Annotated in this window: 16 protein-coding genes, 1 tRNA gene and 1 pseudogene; 14 read left to right on the forward strand and 4 right to left on the reverse strand. The window is 71.5% G+C overall.

What is annotated here, in order from left to right:
• The first annotated feature begins 21 nt into the window (after positions 1 to 21).
• Complete coding sequence (locus ACWGIF_RS07370) at positions 22 to 915, forward strand: hypothetical protein (protein ID WP_453492379.1); 894 nt, start codon at positions 22 to 24, stop codon at positions 913 to 915.
• On the forward strand, positions 912 to 1,685 hold the full coding sequence (locus tag ACWGIF_RS07375) for a DUF6339 family protein (RefSeq protein WP_453492382.1): 774 nt from the start codon (positions 912 to 914) through the stop codon (positions 1,683 to 1,685). Before ACWGIF_RS07370 ends, ACWGIF_RS07375 begins: the two co-directional genes overlap by 4 nt.
• A 52-nt stretch (positions 1,686 to 1,737) precedes the next feature.
• On the opposite strand, the gene ACWGIF_RS07380 is transcribed toward ACWGIF_RS07375, so the two are convergent.
• On the reverse strand, positions 1,738 to 2,760 hold the full coding sequence (locus ACWGIF_RS07380) for a tetratricopeptide repeat protein (protein ID WP_453492384.1): 1,023 nt from the start codon (positions 2,758 to 2,760) through the stop codon (positions 1,738 to 1,740).
• A 55-nt stretch (positions 2,761 to 2,815) separates the two neighbouring features.
• On the opposite strand from ACWGIF_RS07380, the gene ACWGIF_RS07385 reads away from it, so the two are divergent.
• The 5 genes from ACWGIF_RS07385 to ACWGIF_RS07405 all read left to right on the forward strand — a co-directional run bounded on the left by ACWGIF_RS07385 (position 2,816) and on the right by ACWGIF_RS07405 (position 6,084).
• Positions 2,816 to 3,661 (forward strand): class E sortase, encoded by an 846-nt coding sequence (locus ACWGIF_RS07385; RefSeq protein WP_453492387.1) that lies wholly within the window; start codon positions 2,816 to 2,818, stop codon positions 3,659 to 3,661.
• 101 nt (positions 3,662 to 3,762) lie between these two features.
• The gene (locus ACWGIF_RS07390) at positions 3,763 to 4,107 is read left to right on the forward strand and encodes a DUF6412 domain-containing protein (RefSeq protein WP_453492390.1); all 345 of its coding nucleotides are present in this window, start codon (positions 3,763 to 3,765) and stop codon (positions 4,105 to 4,107) included.
• A gap of 125 nt (positions 4,108 to 4,232) precedes the next feature.
• On the forward strand, positions 4,233 to 4,874 hold the full coding sequence (locus tag ACWGIF_RS07395) for a hypothetical protein (RefSeq protein WP_453492393.1): 642 nt from the start codon (positions 4,233 to 4,235) through the stop codon (positions 4,872 to 4,874).
• The gene (locus tag ACWGIF_RS07400; protein ID WP_453492396.1) at positions 4,862 to 5,104 is read left to right on the forward strand and encodes a hypothetical protein; all 243 of its coding nucleotides are present in this window, start codon (positions 4,862 to 4,864) and stop codon (positions 5,102 to 5,104) included. The genes ACWGIF_RS07395 and ACWGIF_RS07400 overlap by 13 nt, the downstream gene beginning before the upstream one ends.
• A gap of 122 nt (positions 5,105 to 5,226) precedes the next feature.
• Positions 5,227 to 6,084 (forward strand): fumarylacetoacetate hydrolase family protein, encoded by an 858-nt coding sequence (locus ACWGIF_RS07405; protein ID WP_453492399.1) that lies wholly within the window; start codon positions 5,227 to 5,229, stop codon positions 6,082 to 6,084.
• A gap of 66 nt (positions 6,085 to 6,150) precedes the next feature.
• Here ACWGIF_RS07405 and ACWGIF_RS07410 read toward each other — a convergent pair whose 3' ends face one another.
• Together ACWGIF_RS07410 and ACWGIF_RS07415 are read right to left on the reverse strand one after the other, a co-directional pair.
• On the reverse strand, positions 6,151 to 6,741 hold the full coding sequence (locus ACWGIF_RS07410) for a hypothetical protein (RefSeq protein WP_453492402.1): 591 nt from the start codon (positions 6,739 to 6,741) through the stop codon (positions 6,151 to 6,153).
• Entirely contained in the window at positions 6,738 to 7,859 is a 1,122-nt protein-coding gene (locus tag ACWGIF_RS07415; RefSeq protein ID WP_453492405.1) for a Gfo/Idh/MocA family oxidoreductase, read from the reverse strand. The genes ACWGIF_RS07410 and ACWGIF_RS07415 overlap by 4 nt, the downstream gene beginning before the upstream one ends.
• Positions 7,860 to 7,915: 56 nt before the next feature.
• Between ACWGIF_RS07415 and ACWGIF_RS07420 the strand changes: the two genes are divergently transcribed.
• The 7 genes and pseudogenes from ACWGIF_RS07420 to ACWGIF_RS07450 all read left to right on the forward strand — a co-directional run bounded on the left by ACWGIF_RS07420 (position 7,916) and on the right by ACWGIF_RS07450 (position 14,733).
• On the forward strand, positions 7,916 to 9,088 hold the full coding sequence (locus ACWGIF_RS07420) for an ROK family protein (protein WP_453492408.1): 1,173 nt from the start codon (positions 7,916 to 7,918) through the stop codon (positions 9,086 to 9,088).
• Between the two features lie 245 nt (positions 9,089 to 9,333).
• Complete coding sequence (locus tag ACWGIF_RS07425; RefSeq protein WP_453492411.1) at positions 9,334 to 10,080, forward strand: hypothetical protein; 747 nt, start codon at positions 9,334 to 9,336, stop codon at positions 10,078 to 10,080.
• 178 nt (positions 10,081 to 10,258) lie between these two features.
• Positions 10,259 to 10,517 (forward strand): annotated as a pseudogene (locus ACWGIF_RS07430) (hypothetical protein); the annotation flags it as partial.
• 238 nt (positions 10,518 to 10,755) lie between these two features.
• Complete coding sequence (locus ACWGIF_RS07435) at positions 10,756 to 12,396, forward strand: alkaline phosphatase family protein (protein ID WP_453492414.1); 1,641 nt, start codon at positions 10,756 to 10,758, stop codon at positions 12,394 to 12,396.
• Positions 12,397 to 12,569: 173 nt separating this feature from the next.
• The gene (locus ACWGIF_RS07440) at positions 12,570 to 13,349 is read left to right on the forward strand and encodes an HAD-IIA family hydrolase (RefSeq protein ID WP_453492416.1); all 780 of its coding nucleotides are present in this window, start codon (positions 12,570 to 12,572) and stop codon (positions 13,347 to 13,349) included.
• A gap of 114 nt (positions 13,350 to 13,463) precedes the next feature.
• Complete coding sequence (locus ACWGIF_RS07445) at positions 13,464 to 14,081, forward strand: hypothetical protein (protein ID WP_453492419.1); 618 nt, start codon at positions 13,464 to 13,466, stop codon at positions 14,079 to 14,081.
• The gene (locus ACWGIF_RS07450; RefSeq protein ID WP_453492422.1) at positions 14,071 to 14,733 is read left to right on the forward strand and encodes a class F sortase; all 663 of its coding nucleotides are present in this window, start codon (positions 14,071 to 14,073) and stop codon (positions 14,731 to 14,733) included. The genes ACWGIF_RS07445 and ACWGIF_RS07450 overlap by 11 nt, the downstream gene beginning before the upstream one ends.
• 132 nt (positions 14,734 to 14,865) lie before the next feature.
• On the opposite strand, the gene ACWGIF_RS07455 is transcribed toward ACWGIF_RS07450, so the two are convergent.
• Positions 14,866 to 14,939: transfer RNA gene (locus tag ACWGIF_RS07455), tRNA-Lys, on the reverse strand.
• Positions 14,940 to 15,118 lie beyond the last annotated feature (179 nt).

Genomic DNA, 15,118 nt, shown 5'->3' on the forward strand with positions numbered 1-15,118 from the left:
GCGTGGCCGTACCGGCGGCCGTTGAACCGTATCGAGGCAGAAGCCTGGCGGACCGGCGGGGCGACCGGCCAACCCCTCTCGGCCGTCCTGCCTGCATGGGACTACAGCACGGATCTTCACCTGGCCCGCGTGGTGCACCTGGACCTTGCGGGAATCCGTGAGGACTGCGGCCTTCCTGAAAGCGCTCCGCTGCGACTATGCGTTCGGTACTGGCCGTCCTCGTCCCGACTTCGCTACCCGGCCTTTCAGAGAGAGTTGCCCGCGCACAGTCAACAGAACGTCACCGTCATCGAGGTGGCTGCGTCGGGTGGGGACTTGGGCGGCGTCGTCACCATCGAGACCCTCCTCGAGCTCGCCGAAGACGTTCATACGGACCAGCCCTTCGTTCCGCGCCGGGCGGGCTCGATTCTGTGGAACGACCAGGTCAGGGTCCACCTGGAGGGGACAGCCGGATTGCTTCCCACCGCGCCTGTCTCCTTCACGGAAGCCGGGCTTCCGCACGGCGCAGCCTGGTACGTCAGCATGGACGGCGGAGACTGGCAGCAAGCCGCGATGGGCAGCCTGCTCGTACTTCTCAACACGGACAACGCAGCGATTCAGAGGGCTCTCGAATCCCACGACGGCGAGGCCACGGCGTTGCTGTGGGACACCTTGGGCATCGACGTCGTGACGGACCTCGTCGGGCGGGCTCTGGACGACGAGGCCTTCGACGAAGATCAGACTGCGGCGGAGTCGGAGGAGGAGTTGACGATGGCCGGCCTCGTTCGATCTCTAGTGCGAATATATCTCGCCAACCCCACGGAAACACCTGCGATGGCGATCAAGCGGCTCCGAGATGAGCGCAGGGGGGACCCCTCGCGATTTCGTGCATATGTACATAAGGGTGTCGGCTTCCCTCGAGAGGCGGTTCGGTGAGCGTTCTGTACCCGAGGTTGTTGCCAGGAGAGGCCAACAGGCTATTTGCGGAGCTGCACAACCACGATGTCGGAGCTCATCAAAAGATGGTCGCCACCCATTCTCCGCGCTCGGTCTTCGCAGCCACCGGCGGTAGGCGGGTTACCCGGGACGAACTCGACGGCCTTCGCCGTGCGATCTTGGCAGCAGCTCAAGACGAAGGTTTCCCCGATGCGCCAAGTAGTGCGCAGCGCAATTCATTCGACCAACAGACCGCAAGGATCCTCCATGAGCAGAGCCTCATGGTGCCCGGAGAGGCCGCACAGCGTCAGGTATGGGCCTTCCTTGCACTGGTGCTGCTTCCCGACGTTTGCGTCTGGCGGTGGCAGGCCAAGCCGGACGGGAAGTACCAGGCCGACCGATTCAAGGGCATGGATCTCACGCGCCACGCTCTGGCCCGGCTCTGGACGCGTGCTCATGTTCTGCATGAGCCTCAAGCTCCGGAGCCCTATCGTCTTCTGCCTGTTCTGGGGGAATCGGACATAGACCAGGTCATGACCAGACGTGGGTCCGTCGCTGCATCACCGGCACTCGTCCGTGCTGTGGTAAGAGGCCAACGGGACGCCGAACGTACCGGTGACGGTGCCGTGACGTCGCGCGCCATTTTTCGAGAGAGCCTCATGCGGCTTCTTCGTCTGACGGCCTTTCTCGACGTCGACTCGCTTACGGAGCCGGAGCTCGACCATCTCGTCCGCATGCTCCGGCTGGAGGCGAGAACCTCACTGCGCTGACCTTCTTTCAAGTCGGCGAATGTCTGGCACCGGTGATCGCTTGCCAATCGGATCACGGCTGGCCGTGATCGAAATCGGGTGTCGCGCCGTGGCACTCCGCATACGGCTTGCCCGAGGTGCACCAGCAGGGCGTGGTGGGGGTGGGGGGCCACGGGGTGGCCTTGCCGCGGGCTGCCAGGGTCGTGGCGTATTCGGCCAGGAGGCTGGGGGAGGCCGGGGAGGTTTTCTCGGAGGCTGCGAAGGCCTCGTACGACGGGACGCTCGCCGTGACGATGCCGAGGTTCGTGGTGCCCGAGGCGGCGAGGGCGCGGAGGGAGGTTTCGATCTGCCTCAGGTGGACCTCGTGCGACGGGTACTCCGAGGCGAGGGTGGGGTACGACGTGAGGAGTTCCGCCAGCTCGCGCGCAGGCCAGTGGAGGATCGCCACCGGGAAGGGGCGGGAGAGGGCCGCGCGGCGGTCGCCCAGTTCGGCGCGCAGGCGGGCGATCTCGGCGCGCAGTTCGGTCGGGTCGTCGGAGCCCAGGGCCCAGATGCGCTTCGGGTCGTGGAGTTCGTCGAGGGGGATCGGGCCGATGTGGCGGGTGTCGGCCACCATGTCCCAGTCGTCGTGCGGGCGCCCGAGGAGGCGGCGTACGCGGTGGCGGCCCGTCAGGAGGGCGGTGGTGGCCGGGGTGAGCGGGTCGTCCTCCGCGATGAGCAGGGTCGCCGCCTCCGTGAAGCAGTCGTGCGAGGCCTCCAACTCGTCGTGGGCCTCCAGGGCTTCCGCGATGACCTCCCACGGCGCCGGGTCCTTCGGGGAGGCGGCGCGGATGCCCGAGATGAGGGCGCGGGCCTCCGCCTCGTGGCCGTACTCCCAGAGGTTCGCCGCCTGCAAAGCCTTGATCAGCTGGGGGTCGGACGGTGTGGAGGAGAGGAGCTGGTCGTACAGGGCGCTCGCCCGGTCGCGTGCGTCGGCCAGTTCGAGATGGGCCGCGGCCTGGAGGAGCAAGGGCTCCTGGTCCTCGGGGTAGCGGGTCGCCGTGCGGATGAGGCGCTCGGCTTCGGCGATGTGCTCGGCAGGCGTGTCGGGGCGCATGGTTCACACCGTACTGCGGCTGGTCAGTTGAGGGGGGAGGTCTTAAGGTGCCGCCGTGCGAGATCGCGTACGCGTGGTGGTGCAGGGGAGCGGCCGGCGGGCGCGCCGGGCCGGTCTCTTGGGGGCGCTGTGGGCGGCCGCCGAGCTGACCGTCACGGTGGGTGTGGTGGTGTTGTTGCTGGTGGTGCACCAGGTGTGGTGGACCAATCGGCAGGCCGCGGTCGCCGCGCAGGAGCAGGTCCAGGCCCTGGAGCGGGCCTGGGGTGCGGACGGTGAGGGGGATGGGAGCGGTGAATCCGTTCCCGGGGCCGTTGCGCCCTCCGACTCCGACTCCGACTCCGATTCCGGGGCCCCCGTAGATCCCGGCGGTCCGGCGGTTTCAGGTGTTCCGCCCGAGGAGACCCCCGGGCCGCCCGCCGCCTCCCGGCCCCCCCGTCCCGCCGCCATGCCGCCGGCGCGGGACCAGGCGTATGCGGTCCTGCGCATCCCGCGTCTCGGGCTCGTCGTGCCCGTCGCGCAGGGGATCGACAAGCGGGCGGTGCTGGACAAGGGGTACGCCGGGCAGTACCCGGGGACCGCACCGCCCGGGGCGCAGGGGAACTTCGCGCTGGCCGGGCATCGCAACACCCACGGTGAGCCGTTCCGCTACATCAACCGGCTGCGGGCGGGGGACGAGCTCGTGGTCGATGTGCGGGGGCGGCGGTACACGTACGTGGTCGGGAAGATCTTGAGCCAGACGACCGAGCGGGACACCGGGGTGATCGCGCCCGTGCCGCGCAGCCTGGTGAAGGCGGACCACGGCTACAGCGAGCCCGGCGCGTACATCACGCTCACGACCTGCACGCCCGAGTACAGCTCCAAGTACCGCCTGGTGGTGTGGGGGACCCTCACGTCGTCGTGAGTAGTCGTGCTGAGGCCGTCGCGGCCGTTTGTCAGCGGGCCCGGTTACGATCAGTGTCGTACGGGAGTTCGTGCGTGGGAGCAGGAGAGGGGGAGGTCTGCATGGCTCGGCAACGACGTGGCGGGCTGTTCTCGCTGTCCTCGCCGTCCTTCACCCTGCTCGCGCGGACGCTGCTCTCGCTGGTGCTGCTCGGGGGAGTCCTCGGGCTGTTCGCCGGGGAGGCGGGGCTGGGCGCCGTGGTGGTCGCCCTCGCCGCGACCGTCGCCGTGGGCACCGAGGCCCTGGCCGCCGCCGCACGGCTCGTGCGGCCCGTGCCGCCCCACCGAATACGCACCGCCATCCGTGACCGCGAGCAGCGCACGGCGTTCCTGCCGCAGCGTGATCCCGATGCCTCGGGCCGGTCGAGGCCCAGGGCGCCCGGCCGTCTCGTCCCGACGGCCGCGTAGGGGCGCGCAGGAGTACTGCTCGACTTGTCGCCTTCTTCTGACTGATCACTGTTGTCGCCCCTCGCGGGTCGTCACGCCGAAATGCAGTTCTTTCGACGTTCGACGAGACCCTTCGGAGGGCCCACGTGTCCGTTTTCCCCCATCTTGTTGCTGAGCTGGGCCGGTTTCTCGAACCGGTGCTGGCCGAGTCCGCGACCGCTGCCGCGATCGTGCTGTTCACCGTGCTCGTACGGCTCGCTCTGTACCCGCTGAGCCGGGCCGCCTTCCGCGGGGCGACCCCGGTGGCGGGGATGCTGCCGCTACTACTGCAGTTGCCGGTGTTCTTCCTGATGTACCGGGCCTTCACCTCGGGGGGTGAGCTCCTCGGGCACCGGTTGTTCGCCGCGCCGCTGGGGGCGCGGTGGAGCGACGCGCTGGCGGACGGCGGTCTATTCGGGGCGCAGGGGCTGGTGTTCCTCGGGCTGTTCGGGGCGATTGCGGCGGTGGCCACGTGGAGCGCGGTGCGGGGGCGTAGGGCGGCGGCCGTGGCTGCTGCCGCTGCGGCCACTGCGGCTGCCTCCGCTCCGGGTGCGGCTGCGTCCGCCCCGGCCGGGCCGGTCGGCCGCGCCGGCTCCAACGCCATGGCCAGGGCGAAGAGCGGGACGAAGAGCGGGACGAAGAGCGGGACGAAGAGCGGGGCGAAGAACGGGACGAAGAACGGGACCACGCCCGGGGCCAAGTCGGGTGTCAAGGCCGGGGCGGCCGGGGCGGGGGCGTGGCCGAGTTGAGCGCCGAGCAGCAGGAGGTCATGCGCAAGCTGGGCGGCGTACTGCCCCTGCTGTCGTTCGCGACGCTGATCACGGCTGCCGTCATGCCGCTGGCCGCCGGGCTCTACATGCTGACCACCACCGCGTGGTCGGTCGTGGAGCGGATCTGGCTCCAGCACCGCAAGGAACGGGCGGAGGAGAAGGAGCGCGCGGAGCGGGAGGCCGTCGGAGGTGCGCGTTCCAGTCTGTGAACAGGGTCTTGCGGATTGGGTGGACTTCTTGGAGGATCAGCCAATCCTCCGATGGCCGCAACCCATCGTCCGGCCCGGGGCATGCCCATGGGCCGACCACCCACGACCACGGGAGAATGCCCATGAAGCTGCTGCGTGTCGGACCCGTCGGGTCGGAGCGCCCTGCGCTGCTCGACCAGGACGGGACCCTGCGTGACCTGTCCGGCGTGATCACGGATGTGGACGGCAGCGTGCTCGCCGACGACTCCGTGCTCTCCCGGGTGCGGGACGCGGCAGAGTCCGGCGAGCTTCCGGTCCTGGGCGCCGAAGGGCTGCGGATCGGCGCGCCGGTCGGCCGCATCGGCAAAGTCGTGGGCATCGGGCTGAACTACTTCGGGCACGCGGCGGAGATCGGCGCGGAGCCGCCGGCCGAGCCGATCCTGTTCCTGAAGGCCGCGGACACCGTGGGCGGCCCCGACGACACCGTGCTGATCCCGCGCGGCAGCGTGAAGACCGACTGGGAGGCCGAGCTCGGGGTCGTCATCGGCAGCACCGCCCGCTACCTGGAGTCCGCAGAGGAGGGCCTCGCCCACGTCGGCGGCTACGTCCTGGTCAACGACGTCTCGGAGCGCGAGTTCCAGATCGAGCGCGGCGGCACGTGGGACAAGGGCAAGAACTGCGAGACCTTCACCCCGCTCGGACCGTGGCTGGTCACCGCCGACGAGATCCCGGACCCGCAGGCCCTGGACGTGAAGCTGTGGGTCAACGGCGAGCTCAAGCAGGACGGCAACACCGCGGACCAGATCTTCCCGGTCGGCGAGGTCGTCCGGTACCTGAGCCGGTTCATGACGCTGTACCCGGGCGACGTCATCGTCACCGGTACGCCGGCCGGCGTGGCCATGGGCCAGGCCGAGCCGAAGCCGTACCTGCGGGCCGGCGACGTCGTGGAGCTGGAGATCGAGGGCCTGGGCCGTCAGCGCCAGGAGTTCAAGAGCGCGTAACGGGGACGGATGTGGAAGGGGCGGGGCTGCCCCAGGCAGCCCCCCTTCCGCGTCCGCGCGGTGTGCTCAGCTCTCGGCCGCGGTGCGGTGACGGCGGTTGGCGAGCACCAGGCCCGCGCCCGCGGCGAGTGCGGCGGCGGCGCCGCCGGCGAATCCAGGCGTTCTCGGCGCCGGCGCCGGCGCCCGTGTTCGCGAGCGGGCCGGACCCGCCGACCGCGGACACGTTGCCGTTGCCGTTGCCACTGGCGGTGCCCGTGGAGACGACCTGCGTGGCACGGCCGTGCCCGCGCCCGTACCGGTCCCTGAGTCGGTACCCGTCCCCGTACCCGTCCCCGTACCCGTACCCGTGCCGGTGGACTCGTCCTTGCCCGTGTCCTTGGCCGCGTCCTCGGCGGCCTTGTCCTTGGCGCGCGCCTCGTGCCGGCCGGTCTTGAGGACCTCGACGCGGTCCGCGGCCGTGCCCTTGAGTGCGGCGATGGCGGCCTTCTTCAGCTCCGGCCCGGGGGTCCCGTCAGCATCGTCCTTCTCGGCCTGCTCCTTGTCCCCAGGCTCCTTGTTCCCAGGCTCCTTGTCCCCGGGCTCCTTGTCCCCGGGCTTCGCGTCCCGCGGGCGTCTCGCCCGCGGTCTTCCCGGCGGCCCCGGGGGGCCGAGTTTCACGCCGAATCGGACGGGGTGGCGGGAATCTCCACCACCACTCCCTCCTGGGACGACCTGCGGGCCGCCTCCAGTACGTCGAGGCAGCGCGCGGCCTCGTCTGCCGTGACCGGGTTGGGTCCGCCCTCGCGGAGGGCGGCGGCCACCATGGCGTAGTACGCCGGGTAGTCGCCCTGCTCGGTCGGCACCGGGGTCCCGCCGCCGGTCAGCGGGGATTCGCCGGAGCCCAGCCGTCCCCACAGGTGCGGGGGCTCCTCGCCCCACGGCAGGTCCGCGTCCGGTCGCAGCCCCTCCCGCAGGGCGCCCTCCTGCGGGTCGAGGCCGTACTTGACGTAGCCGGCCCGCGAGCCCAGCACGCGGAACCGCGGGCCGAGCTGGGCGGTGGTCGCACTGACGTAGAGGTGGGAGCGGATCCCGTTCGCATGCGTGATGGCGACGAAGGTGTCGTCGTCCGTCTCGGCGCCCGGGCGGCGCGAGTCGGTCTCCGCGTAGACCCGTACGGCGGGACCGAACAGCACCAGGGCCTGGTCCACGACGTGGCTGCCGAGGTCGTACAGCAGTCCGCCGATCTCCTCCGGGGCGCCCGACTCGCGCCAGCCGCCCTTCAACTGCGGGCGCCACCGCTCGAAGCGGGACTCGAAGCGCTGCATCTCGCCGAGGTCACCGTCGGCGAGGAGGCGGCGCAGGGTGAGGAAGTCGTTGTCCCAGCGACGGTTCTGGAAGACGGAGAGGAAGGTTCGGCTGCGGTCCGCGAGGGCTGCGAGCGCGCGTGCCTCGGCGGCGGTGGCGGCGATCGGCTTGTCCACGACCACCGGGATGCCGGCTTCGAGGGCGGTGGTGGCGAGCGGGACGTGCGTCCGGTTGGGGGAGGCGATCACGACCAGGTCGAGGTCCCGCCGCCACAGCTCGTCGGCGGTGGAGACGACGTGGACGTCGGGGAACTCCTTACGGGCCTGGGCCTGCCGGGCCGGGTCGGAGGTGACGACCGTGTCGAGGTCGAGCCCGTCCGTGGCGGCCACGAGGGGCGCGTGGAAGACGGAACCGGCGAGTCCGTAGCCGATGAGGCCGACGCGGAGGGGGCCGGTCGCAGTGGCGGAGGGGCTGGGGGCGGAGGTGCTCATGGAGACCACTTTGGCAACAGTGTTGCCGAAGTGCAAGGAAGGTGGACAATGGGCGAGTGAACAGGGGTAGCGAGGAGAGTCGTGGCGGGGCGAACCTGCCGGCGCTGCGCGGGTACAACGAGGCGCTGTTGCTGGATCTGCTGCGCGGCGCCGGCCCGGTCGGTCTGGGGCGCACCGAACTCGCGGCCCGTACGGGTCTCACCCCGCAGGCCGTCAGTAAGATCACGGCGCGGCTCGTCGCGGACGGACTGGTCGCGGAGGCCGGCCGCGCGGCGTCCACGGGTGGCAAGCCGCGCACCCTGCTCCGGCTGGTGCCGGACGTCCGTCACGCGGTCGGAGTGCACCTGGACCGCGACGGGCTCCGGGCGGTACGCGTGGACCTGGCGGGCCGCACCGTCGCCGAGAGCAGTGGCCCGCTGGACTTCGGGGCTGGGCCGGAGGCGGCGGTGGAGGCGGTCGTACGGGCGGTCGCGCGGGTCGGAGACCCGGCGCGGCCGCCGCTCCTGGGCGTCGGGGTGGTCGCACCGGGGCCGCTCGACCACCGGGCCGGGGTGATGGGGCGGGTGACGGGGTTCCCGAGCTGGAAGGGCTTTCCGATGCGGGGGGTGCTGGAAGGGCTGCTGGGCCTCCCAGTGCTGCTGGACAAGGACACGAACGCCGGTGCGGCCGCGGCCGCCGGAGCGTGGCTCCGGGCCGCATGGCCGGATGCGGATGCCCGGCGTGACGCGGATGCCGGGCCGGATGCGGTTGCGGATGTGGATGCGCATGTCGGCGGCGGGTCCCGCACCTGCGTGTACCTGCACGTCGGGACCGGGCTCGGTGCGGGGTTGTGGCTCGCCGGTGGGGTCTACCGGGGCGCCCGTTCGGCGGCCGGCGAGTTCGGCCACCAGGTGCTCCTGCTGGACGGCCCGCCGTGCCGGTGCGGGGCGCGGGGCTGCCTGGAGGTGCTGTGCCTGGAGGCGGTGGCCCGAGGTGATCTTCCCGAGGCGGCGCGGATCCTGGGGGAGGGCGCGGCCAACCTGGTCGCGCTGCTGGATGTGGACCGTGTGCTGCTCGGCGGGCGGGTGGTGGCGGCGGCGCCGGAGGTCTTCGTGGCCGGGGTCCGGGCCGTTCTCGCGGCCCGTGCGCTGGACCCCGCCCGGCCTGTGGTCGCGCTGGCGGGGGCCGGCGTGGCGGAGGGGGCGGCGGAGCTGGTGCTGGCCTCTTTGTTCGGGCGTGCGGGTGGATGATGCCGGGCGTGAGGGTGCGGCGCCGTTGCCGGGAGCTCCGCTCCCGGATCTTGCGCCTCAAGCGCCGACGGGGCTGGAGGTGCTGAGAGGTCGGCTTGACCCGTACGCCGATCAGGCGTAAACCGGAACAACTCAGGCGTGGTGTGCGGTGAAAGGCCGCGGGCGCGTGGCAGGGTGCGGGCAGGCCGGGCTGATTGTCACCTGGTCCGATCATCGTCCTGTCCGGCGAGCAGCGAAGGTCTTCCATGCGACTGCGCAAAGCCCTTGCCCTCACCGCCGTCCTCTCCTCCGCCCTGGTGGCTGCCACCGCCTCCACGGCCGGGGCGGACATCGGTGCCGGCGGCGGCCGCCCCGCGCCCGCGCTGCCGTCCCGCGCGGAGGCCACCTGCGGTGACGGGAAGAGCCACGCCTTCCCGATCGGGGCGCGCATCCGCGGCGGCCCGGCCGTGTACCGCACGGGCGACGAGCCGCAGACCTGGTACCTGGACCTGACCAACACCACCAACTCCGAGTGCACGGCCATCCACCCCATCGTCGTCTTCGCCGACAAGGCCCGCACCCTGCGCCCCGCCCACTTGCGGATGGAGTTCGACGCGCCCGGCGGCACCTTCCCCGCCAGCCTGGAGGGCAGCGACCGCGACGAGATCATCGCCGTCTTCGACGGCGGCGACGCCTTCCCCGGTTTCACCGTCGGCCCCGGCGGATCCCTGACCGTCAGAGTCGGGCTCGCCTTCTCCGAGGACGCCCCTCTCGGCGAAGTCGTCGCCGACGCCGCCCTCGTCCAGCGCAAGGGCGACGACGGCGACTGGATCGGCGAGGCGGGCGGCTACCGCTTCTCCGTCGAGGGCCCGGAGGTTTCCGCCGAGGCGGGGTCCCTCGCCCAGACCGGTCCCCGCGAGTGGGCGTATGGCGCCGGAGCCGTGACCGCCCTCGCTGTGGGAGGCGGCTTTCTGCTGGGCGCCCGGCGGCTACGCGGTACGCCTACTCGTTGATCCCGCCCATCGCACTCGATTCCCAGCCGTCGCCCCCCGGGTCCACCCGTTGATACCAGCGCCGATTCCCCGCGTTGATCACGCCCCCTCGATCCCACGCGTTGATCCTCGCGTGTGGATACCCGCGCGCCGCGTGCTGAGCCCGCGTGCTGAGCCCGCGTACTGATCCCGCGTGCTGATTTCCGCGTACCGGTCCCCGCACGTCCGGCGGCCCGTACGTCCGACCCGTACGTCCGGCGGCCCGTACGTCCGACCCTGCGTCCGGCGGCCCGTCCTCCTCGACGAGTTCGGCGAGCTCGGCGAGGGCGGCGTGCTTCCCCCCAACGGGGATCTCGCCGAGCGATACGAGGCCGGTGCAGCCGCTCTCCCTCGCCGGCCCCACCGAAGGCGTGCGTCGGCAGGGCCGCCGCCCGGGCCGTCACTTCATCGGCCTGGAGGAGATCTTCAAGCCGAACTGGGCGGACATCGCCGAGAACTCACCGGCTGCGTCGACGCGTGGAAGTCGGCAACCGGAAGCTGACCGGTTACTTCCTGGCCACCCACGCCCAGAACAGTGACGTTGGGACAACGGGTCCGGACCGGAGGGCACCCCTTCGGCCCGGCCCCCGGAACGCGTTCCCTCTGCTCCGCCCGTCCCCGCACCTTTCGTCGCTCACTTGCTCCCAGGAGGAGTGCGTGTCCCCTGTCCTGCCCGGACGACGCGTCATCGCCGCGACGGCCACCGCCACCGCCCTGATCGCCGCGACCGTCGCCGCCACCCCCGCCGGCGCCGCCATCCCCGCCGGCGCCGCCACCCCCGCCGTCGCCGCCACCCCCGCCGGCGCCGCCACCCCCGCCGCCGCCGCAGGCACGGCCCCCGCCGCAAGCACCGGCTCCACCGGAGCGGCTGTCGCCGCGCCCCTTTCCGTCGGCAAGGTCCTCGTCATCGGCATCGACGGCGCCGTCCTGGACCGCGTCAAGGTCGCCAACGCGCCATATCTGCACGGCCTGATGGCCCAGGGTCTGACCGCCCGCAGCACGCTCTACGCCCACCCGATGGCCGCCACCTCCTCCGGCCCCGGCTGGTCAACCATCGCCACCGGAGTCTGGCCCGACAAGCACGGAGTGAAGGACAACTCCTTCAACGGCAAGAACTACACCGCGTACCCGGACTTCCTGACCCGCATCGAGAACGCCAAGCCGGCGCTCAACACGTACGCGGCCGCCGACTGGGAGCCCATCACCTCCACCGACCAGAACGGCCCGATCTTCTCCTCCAAGGTGGACAAGCGGCTCTCCCTCAAGGGCGACCGCGACGGCTACGGCAAGGAGGACCCGAAGATCGCCGCCGCGGCCGCAGCCGAACTGCAGGGCCAGAACCCGGACGCCGCCTTCGTCTACCTCGGCGAGATCGACGCGGCCGGCCACGCCTACGGCGCCGCCAGCCGGCAGTACCTCGACGCCGTCGGCCGCGTGGACCAGCTGATCGGCCGGCTCCTGACCGCCGTCCAGAACCGCCCGACGTACGCCCAGGAGAACTGGAAGGTCCTGGTCACCACCGACCACGGCCACACCAACTCCGGCGGCCACGGCGGCTCGACCATCCAGGAGCGCGGCACCTTCGTCATCGCCAGGGGCGCGGGCATCCCGGCAGGCTCCGTACGGGACGACGTGCGGCTGGTCGACGTGGCCGCCACCGCCCTCGCCCAGGTCGGCGTCAGCGACTCCGGCATCGACGGCGTCCCGCTGGACGCCCCCGATGACGACTCCTTCGACACCCTGCGACCGAACCTCCGGGCGCGGGTGGACGAGACGGGCATCCCGGCGGGAACCAAGGGCTTCACGCACACCCCGCCGGCGGGCTGGTCCGTCGACAACTCCCGGATGGGCACGGGCGGTGTCACGGAGTGGGCGGGCTGGGCGTTCGCGACCGACGAGTTCTGGAGCCAGGCGCAGCGCGACCAGTGGCGCGAGCTGAACGTCCGCTCCCGTGACGTCTTCGCCGTCGCCGACTCCGACGAGTGGGACGACAAGAGTCACACCGGCACCTTCGACTCCACCCTGATCACGCCCAAGTGGGCGGTCACGGGCGGCAGCACGCACACCCTCACCTACCAGACGCACTACCGCCAGGAAGCCGGCCAGACCGCCCAGGTCCTGGTCTCCTACAACGGCGCCGCCCCGACCGTGGTGAAGTCCTACACCGCCGACGCCGTGGCCAAGACCGAGTCCCTGGCGCTCCAGGTCCCGGCCGGCGCCACGGACGTCCAGATCCGCTTCCGCTACGCCGGCGACAACAACTGGTACTGGACCGTCGACGACGTCCGCCTGAGCTGATCCCGGCCCTTCAGTCCGGGCTGTGGACGGCCCCGACGTCCACAGCCCGGCCCCGATAGGGTGGTACAGACCAGAGATCAGAGTTCCGAGGACGAGAGTGCCGAGGAGCAGAGTTCAGAGTCCGGAGGTCAGTGGTCAGTGGTCACAGGCCACCGAGAGCGGAGAGCAGTCCAGTGGCAGAGCGCAAGCCGATCGAATCCTGGCTCACCGACATGGACGGGGTCCTCATCCACGAGGGCACCCCGATCCCCGGCGCCGATGCCTTCATCAAGCGGCTGCGCGAGTCCGGCAAGCCCTTCCTGGTACTGACCAACAACTCCATCTACACCCCACGCGACCTCCAGGCCCGCCTGGCCCGCATGGGTCTGGACGTCCCCGTCGAGAACATCTGGACCTCCGCGCTGGCCACCGCGAAGTTCCTCGACGACCAGCGCCCGGGCGGCACGGCTTACGTGATCGGCGAGGCCGGTCTGACCACCGCGCTGCACGACATCGGCTACATCCTGACCGACCACGAGCCCGACTACGTGGTCCTGGGCGAGACCCGGACGTACAGCTTCGAGGCGATGACGAAGGCGGTCCGCCTGATCAACGGGGGCGCGCGCTTCATCTGCACGAACCCCGACGAGACCGGCCCCTCCACCGAGGGCCCGCTCCCGGCCACCGGCGCGGTCGCCGCGCTGATCACCAAGGCGACCGGCAAGAGGCCGTACTTCGCCGGCAAGCCGAACCCGCTGATGATGCGCACCGGCCTGAACGCCATCGGCGCGCACTCGGAGACCAGCGCGATGATCGGCGACCGGATGGACACCGACGTGCTGGCCGGCCTGGAGGCGGGCATGCAGACCTTCCTCGTCCTCACCGGCCTGACCAGCGCCCTGGACACCGAGAGGTTCCCGTACCGCCCGACCAGGACGGTCGACTCGATCGCGGATCTGATCGACCTCGTCTGACGCGTACGGCCGATGGGGCGTACCGCGTTTGGGGCGTACGGCTGACACGTACGGCGTCGTTCCGGATGCGGAGCGGCGCGCCGCGCGTGAATCTCCTTGTCGAGGAGGTTCACCATGCGCAGTGTTCCGTTCGCTGTCCGCGCCGCCGGGGTGGCCGTCGCCCTGGCGGCATTCTCCGCAGTGCCCGCGTCCACCGCCCTGGCGGGCGAGGAGGACCGCAACCGCGGCAGCGTCGCGGTCGACCCGGACCCGGCCCACCCCGGATCGCAGGTCAAGCTGCGTGTCCAGGGGTGCGACGGTCACCGGGGAGCGGCCCAGTCCTCCGTCTTCGTGTCGGACGTCGAGCTCCACGGTCGCGAGGGCGGCCGTCGCAGCCCGCTCCACGGCGAGGCGACGATCAGCTCGCACGCCTCGCCCGGCTGGCACTCCATCCGGGTGAAGTGCGACGGCCACGAGAAGGTCACCGGCTCCGTCCAGATCTCCCCGTACCGCCACCCCTCCCACCCGTCCCACCACGCGTCGCCGGTCTGGCCGGTGCACGCGGGCGGCGGCGGCATGGCCGCCGAACTCGCCGAGGCGGCCAAGCCCGTCGCCGCGTCGGCGAAGAATGAGCACCCCGACGACGGCCCGGGTCTGCCGCACACGGTGATCGGCGCCATCCTCGCCGCGGTCGCCACCCTGGCCGTCGCGGGCCGGGCGCTGGCCCTGCGCCGCCGCCGCAGTGGTGAGTGAGGGCAGGACCTCTGCAGGCGGCCGGCTGCTGACCTTCGCCGCCTGGTCGGTGCTGGTGCTCGGTCTGTGGCTGTGGGGCCGCCAGCTCACCGTGGCGCCGGCCCCGCTCACCGGCCAGGGCGGCGGGGCGGTGGGCCCGGCGCTGCCGGCCGCGCACGCGCCGCTCGCCCCGGCCCTGCCGCAGCGCGTCGACGTCCCCTCCATAGGCATCCAGGCCCCGGTGATCCCCCGGGGCCTGGACAAGGACGGTGCGATCGAGCCGCCCCCGTACGACCGGCCGGGCACGGTGGGCTGGTGGGGCAGGGGAGCCCAGCCGGGGACGGCCGGGACCGCGCTGATGGTGGGGCACGTGGACACCCGGTCCAAGCCGGCGGTGTTCTACGGCCTGAGCTCGGCGCAGCCGGGTGACAAGGTGCGGGTGGTGCGCGCGGACGGGTCGGTCGCCGAGTTCACGATCGAGGACGTACGGGTCTACGAGCGAGCGGCCTTCGACGCGCACAAGGCGTACGGCCCGCGGGTCCGGGGCCGTGCGGAGCTGAGGCTGGTGACCTGCGGCGGCACGTACGACAAGGTGGCCAAGGAGTACACGGCGAACGTGGTGGTCTCCGCCTACCTGACGGGTGTCGGAGTCCGCCCGGGCAAGCCGGTCTAGCGCGGCCGAACGGGTGCGGTCCGTGCGCGGTGCGGTCCGTGCGGGGGCGGGCGGTGCGGTGTGGGCGTCGTGCGCGGCCCGGGAACGAAGAAGCCCCTCGCAGCTTTCGCTGCGAGGGGCTTCTTCCGTCTGTGCGCCGCCAGGGACTCGAACCCCGGACCCGCTGATTAAGAGTCAGCTGCTCTAACCAACTGAGCTAGCGGCGCTTGCTGACAGGGAAAACTCTACCCCACCTCCAGCGGTGCTCGTGACCAGCCACGCCCGCATTGTCCGATTAACCCACGTTCGAGGGGTTTATCGTGCACGATATGTCTGCGCCGTCCACATCTGATGCGCTATCAGGTGTGGTGCCGGTCGACCAGTGGACGAGCAGGGGAGTGGACGG

This window comes from Streptomyces sp. NPDC054849, from assembly GCF_053610945.1.

What these genes read in the sequence shown, in the direction of transcription:
- ACWGIF_RS07405 (WP_453492399.1), top strand. Translation starts at nt 5,227, where the DNA reads ATGAAGCTGCTGCGTGTCGGACCCGTCGGGTCGGAGCGCCCTGCGCTG.
- ACWGIF_RS07415 (WP_453492405.1), bottom strand. Translation starts at nt 7,859, where the DNA reads ATGAGCACCTCCGCCCCCAGCCCCTCCGCCACTGCGACCGGCCCCCTC.
- ACWGIF_RS07380 (WP_453492384.1), bottom strand. Translation starts at nt 2,760, where the DNA reads ATGCGCCCCGACACGCCTGCCGAGCACATCGCCGAAGCCGAGCGCCTC.
- ACWGIF_RS07445 (WP_453492419.1), top strand. Translation starts at nt 13,464, where the DNA reads ATGCGCAGTGTTCCGTTCGCTGTCCGCGCCGCCGGGGTGGCCGTCGCC.
- ACWGIF_RS07425 (WP_453492411.1), top strand. Translation starts at nt 9,334, where the DNA reads ATGCGACTGCGCAAAGCCCTTGCCCTCACCGCCGTCCTCTCCTCCGCC.
- ACWGIF_RS07390 (WP_453492390.1), top strand. Translation starts at nt 3,763, where the DNA reads ATGGCTCGGCAACGACGTGGCGGGCTGTTCTCGCTGTCCTCGCCGTCC.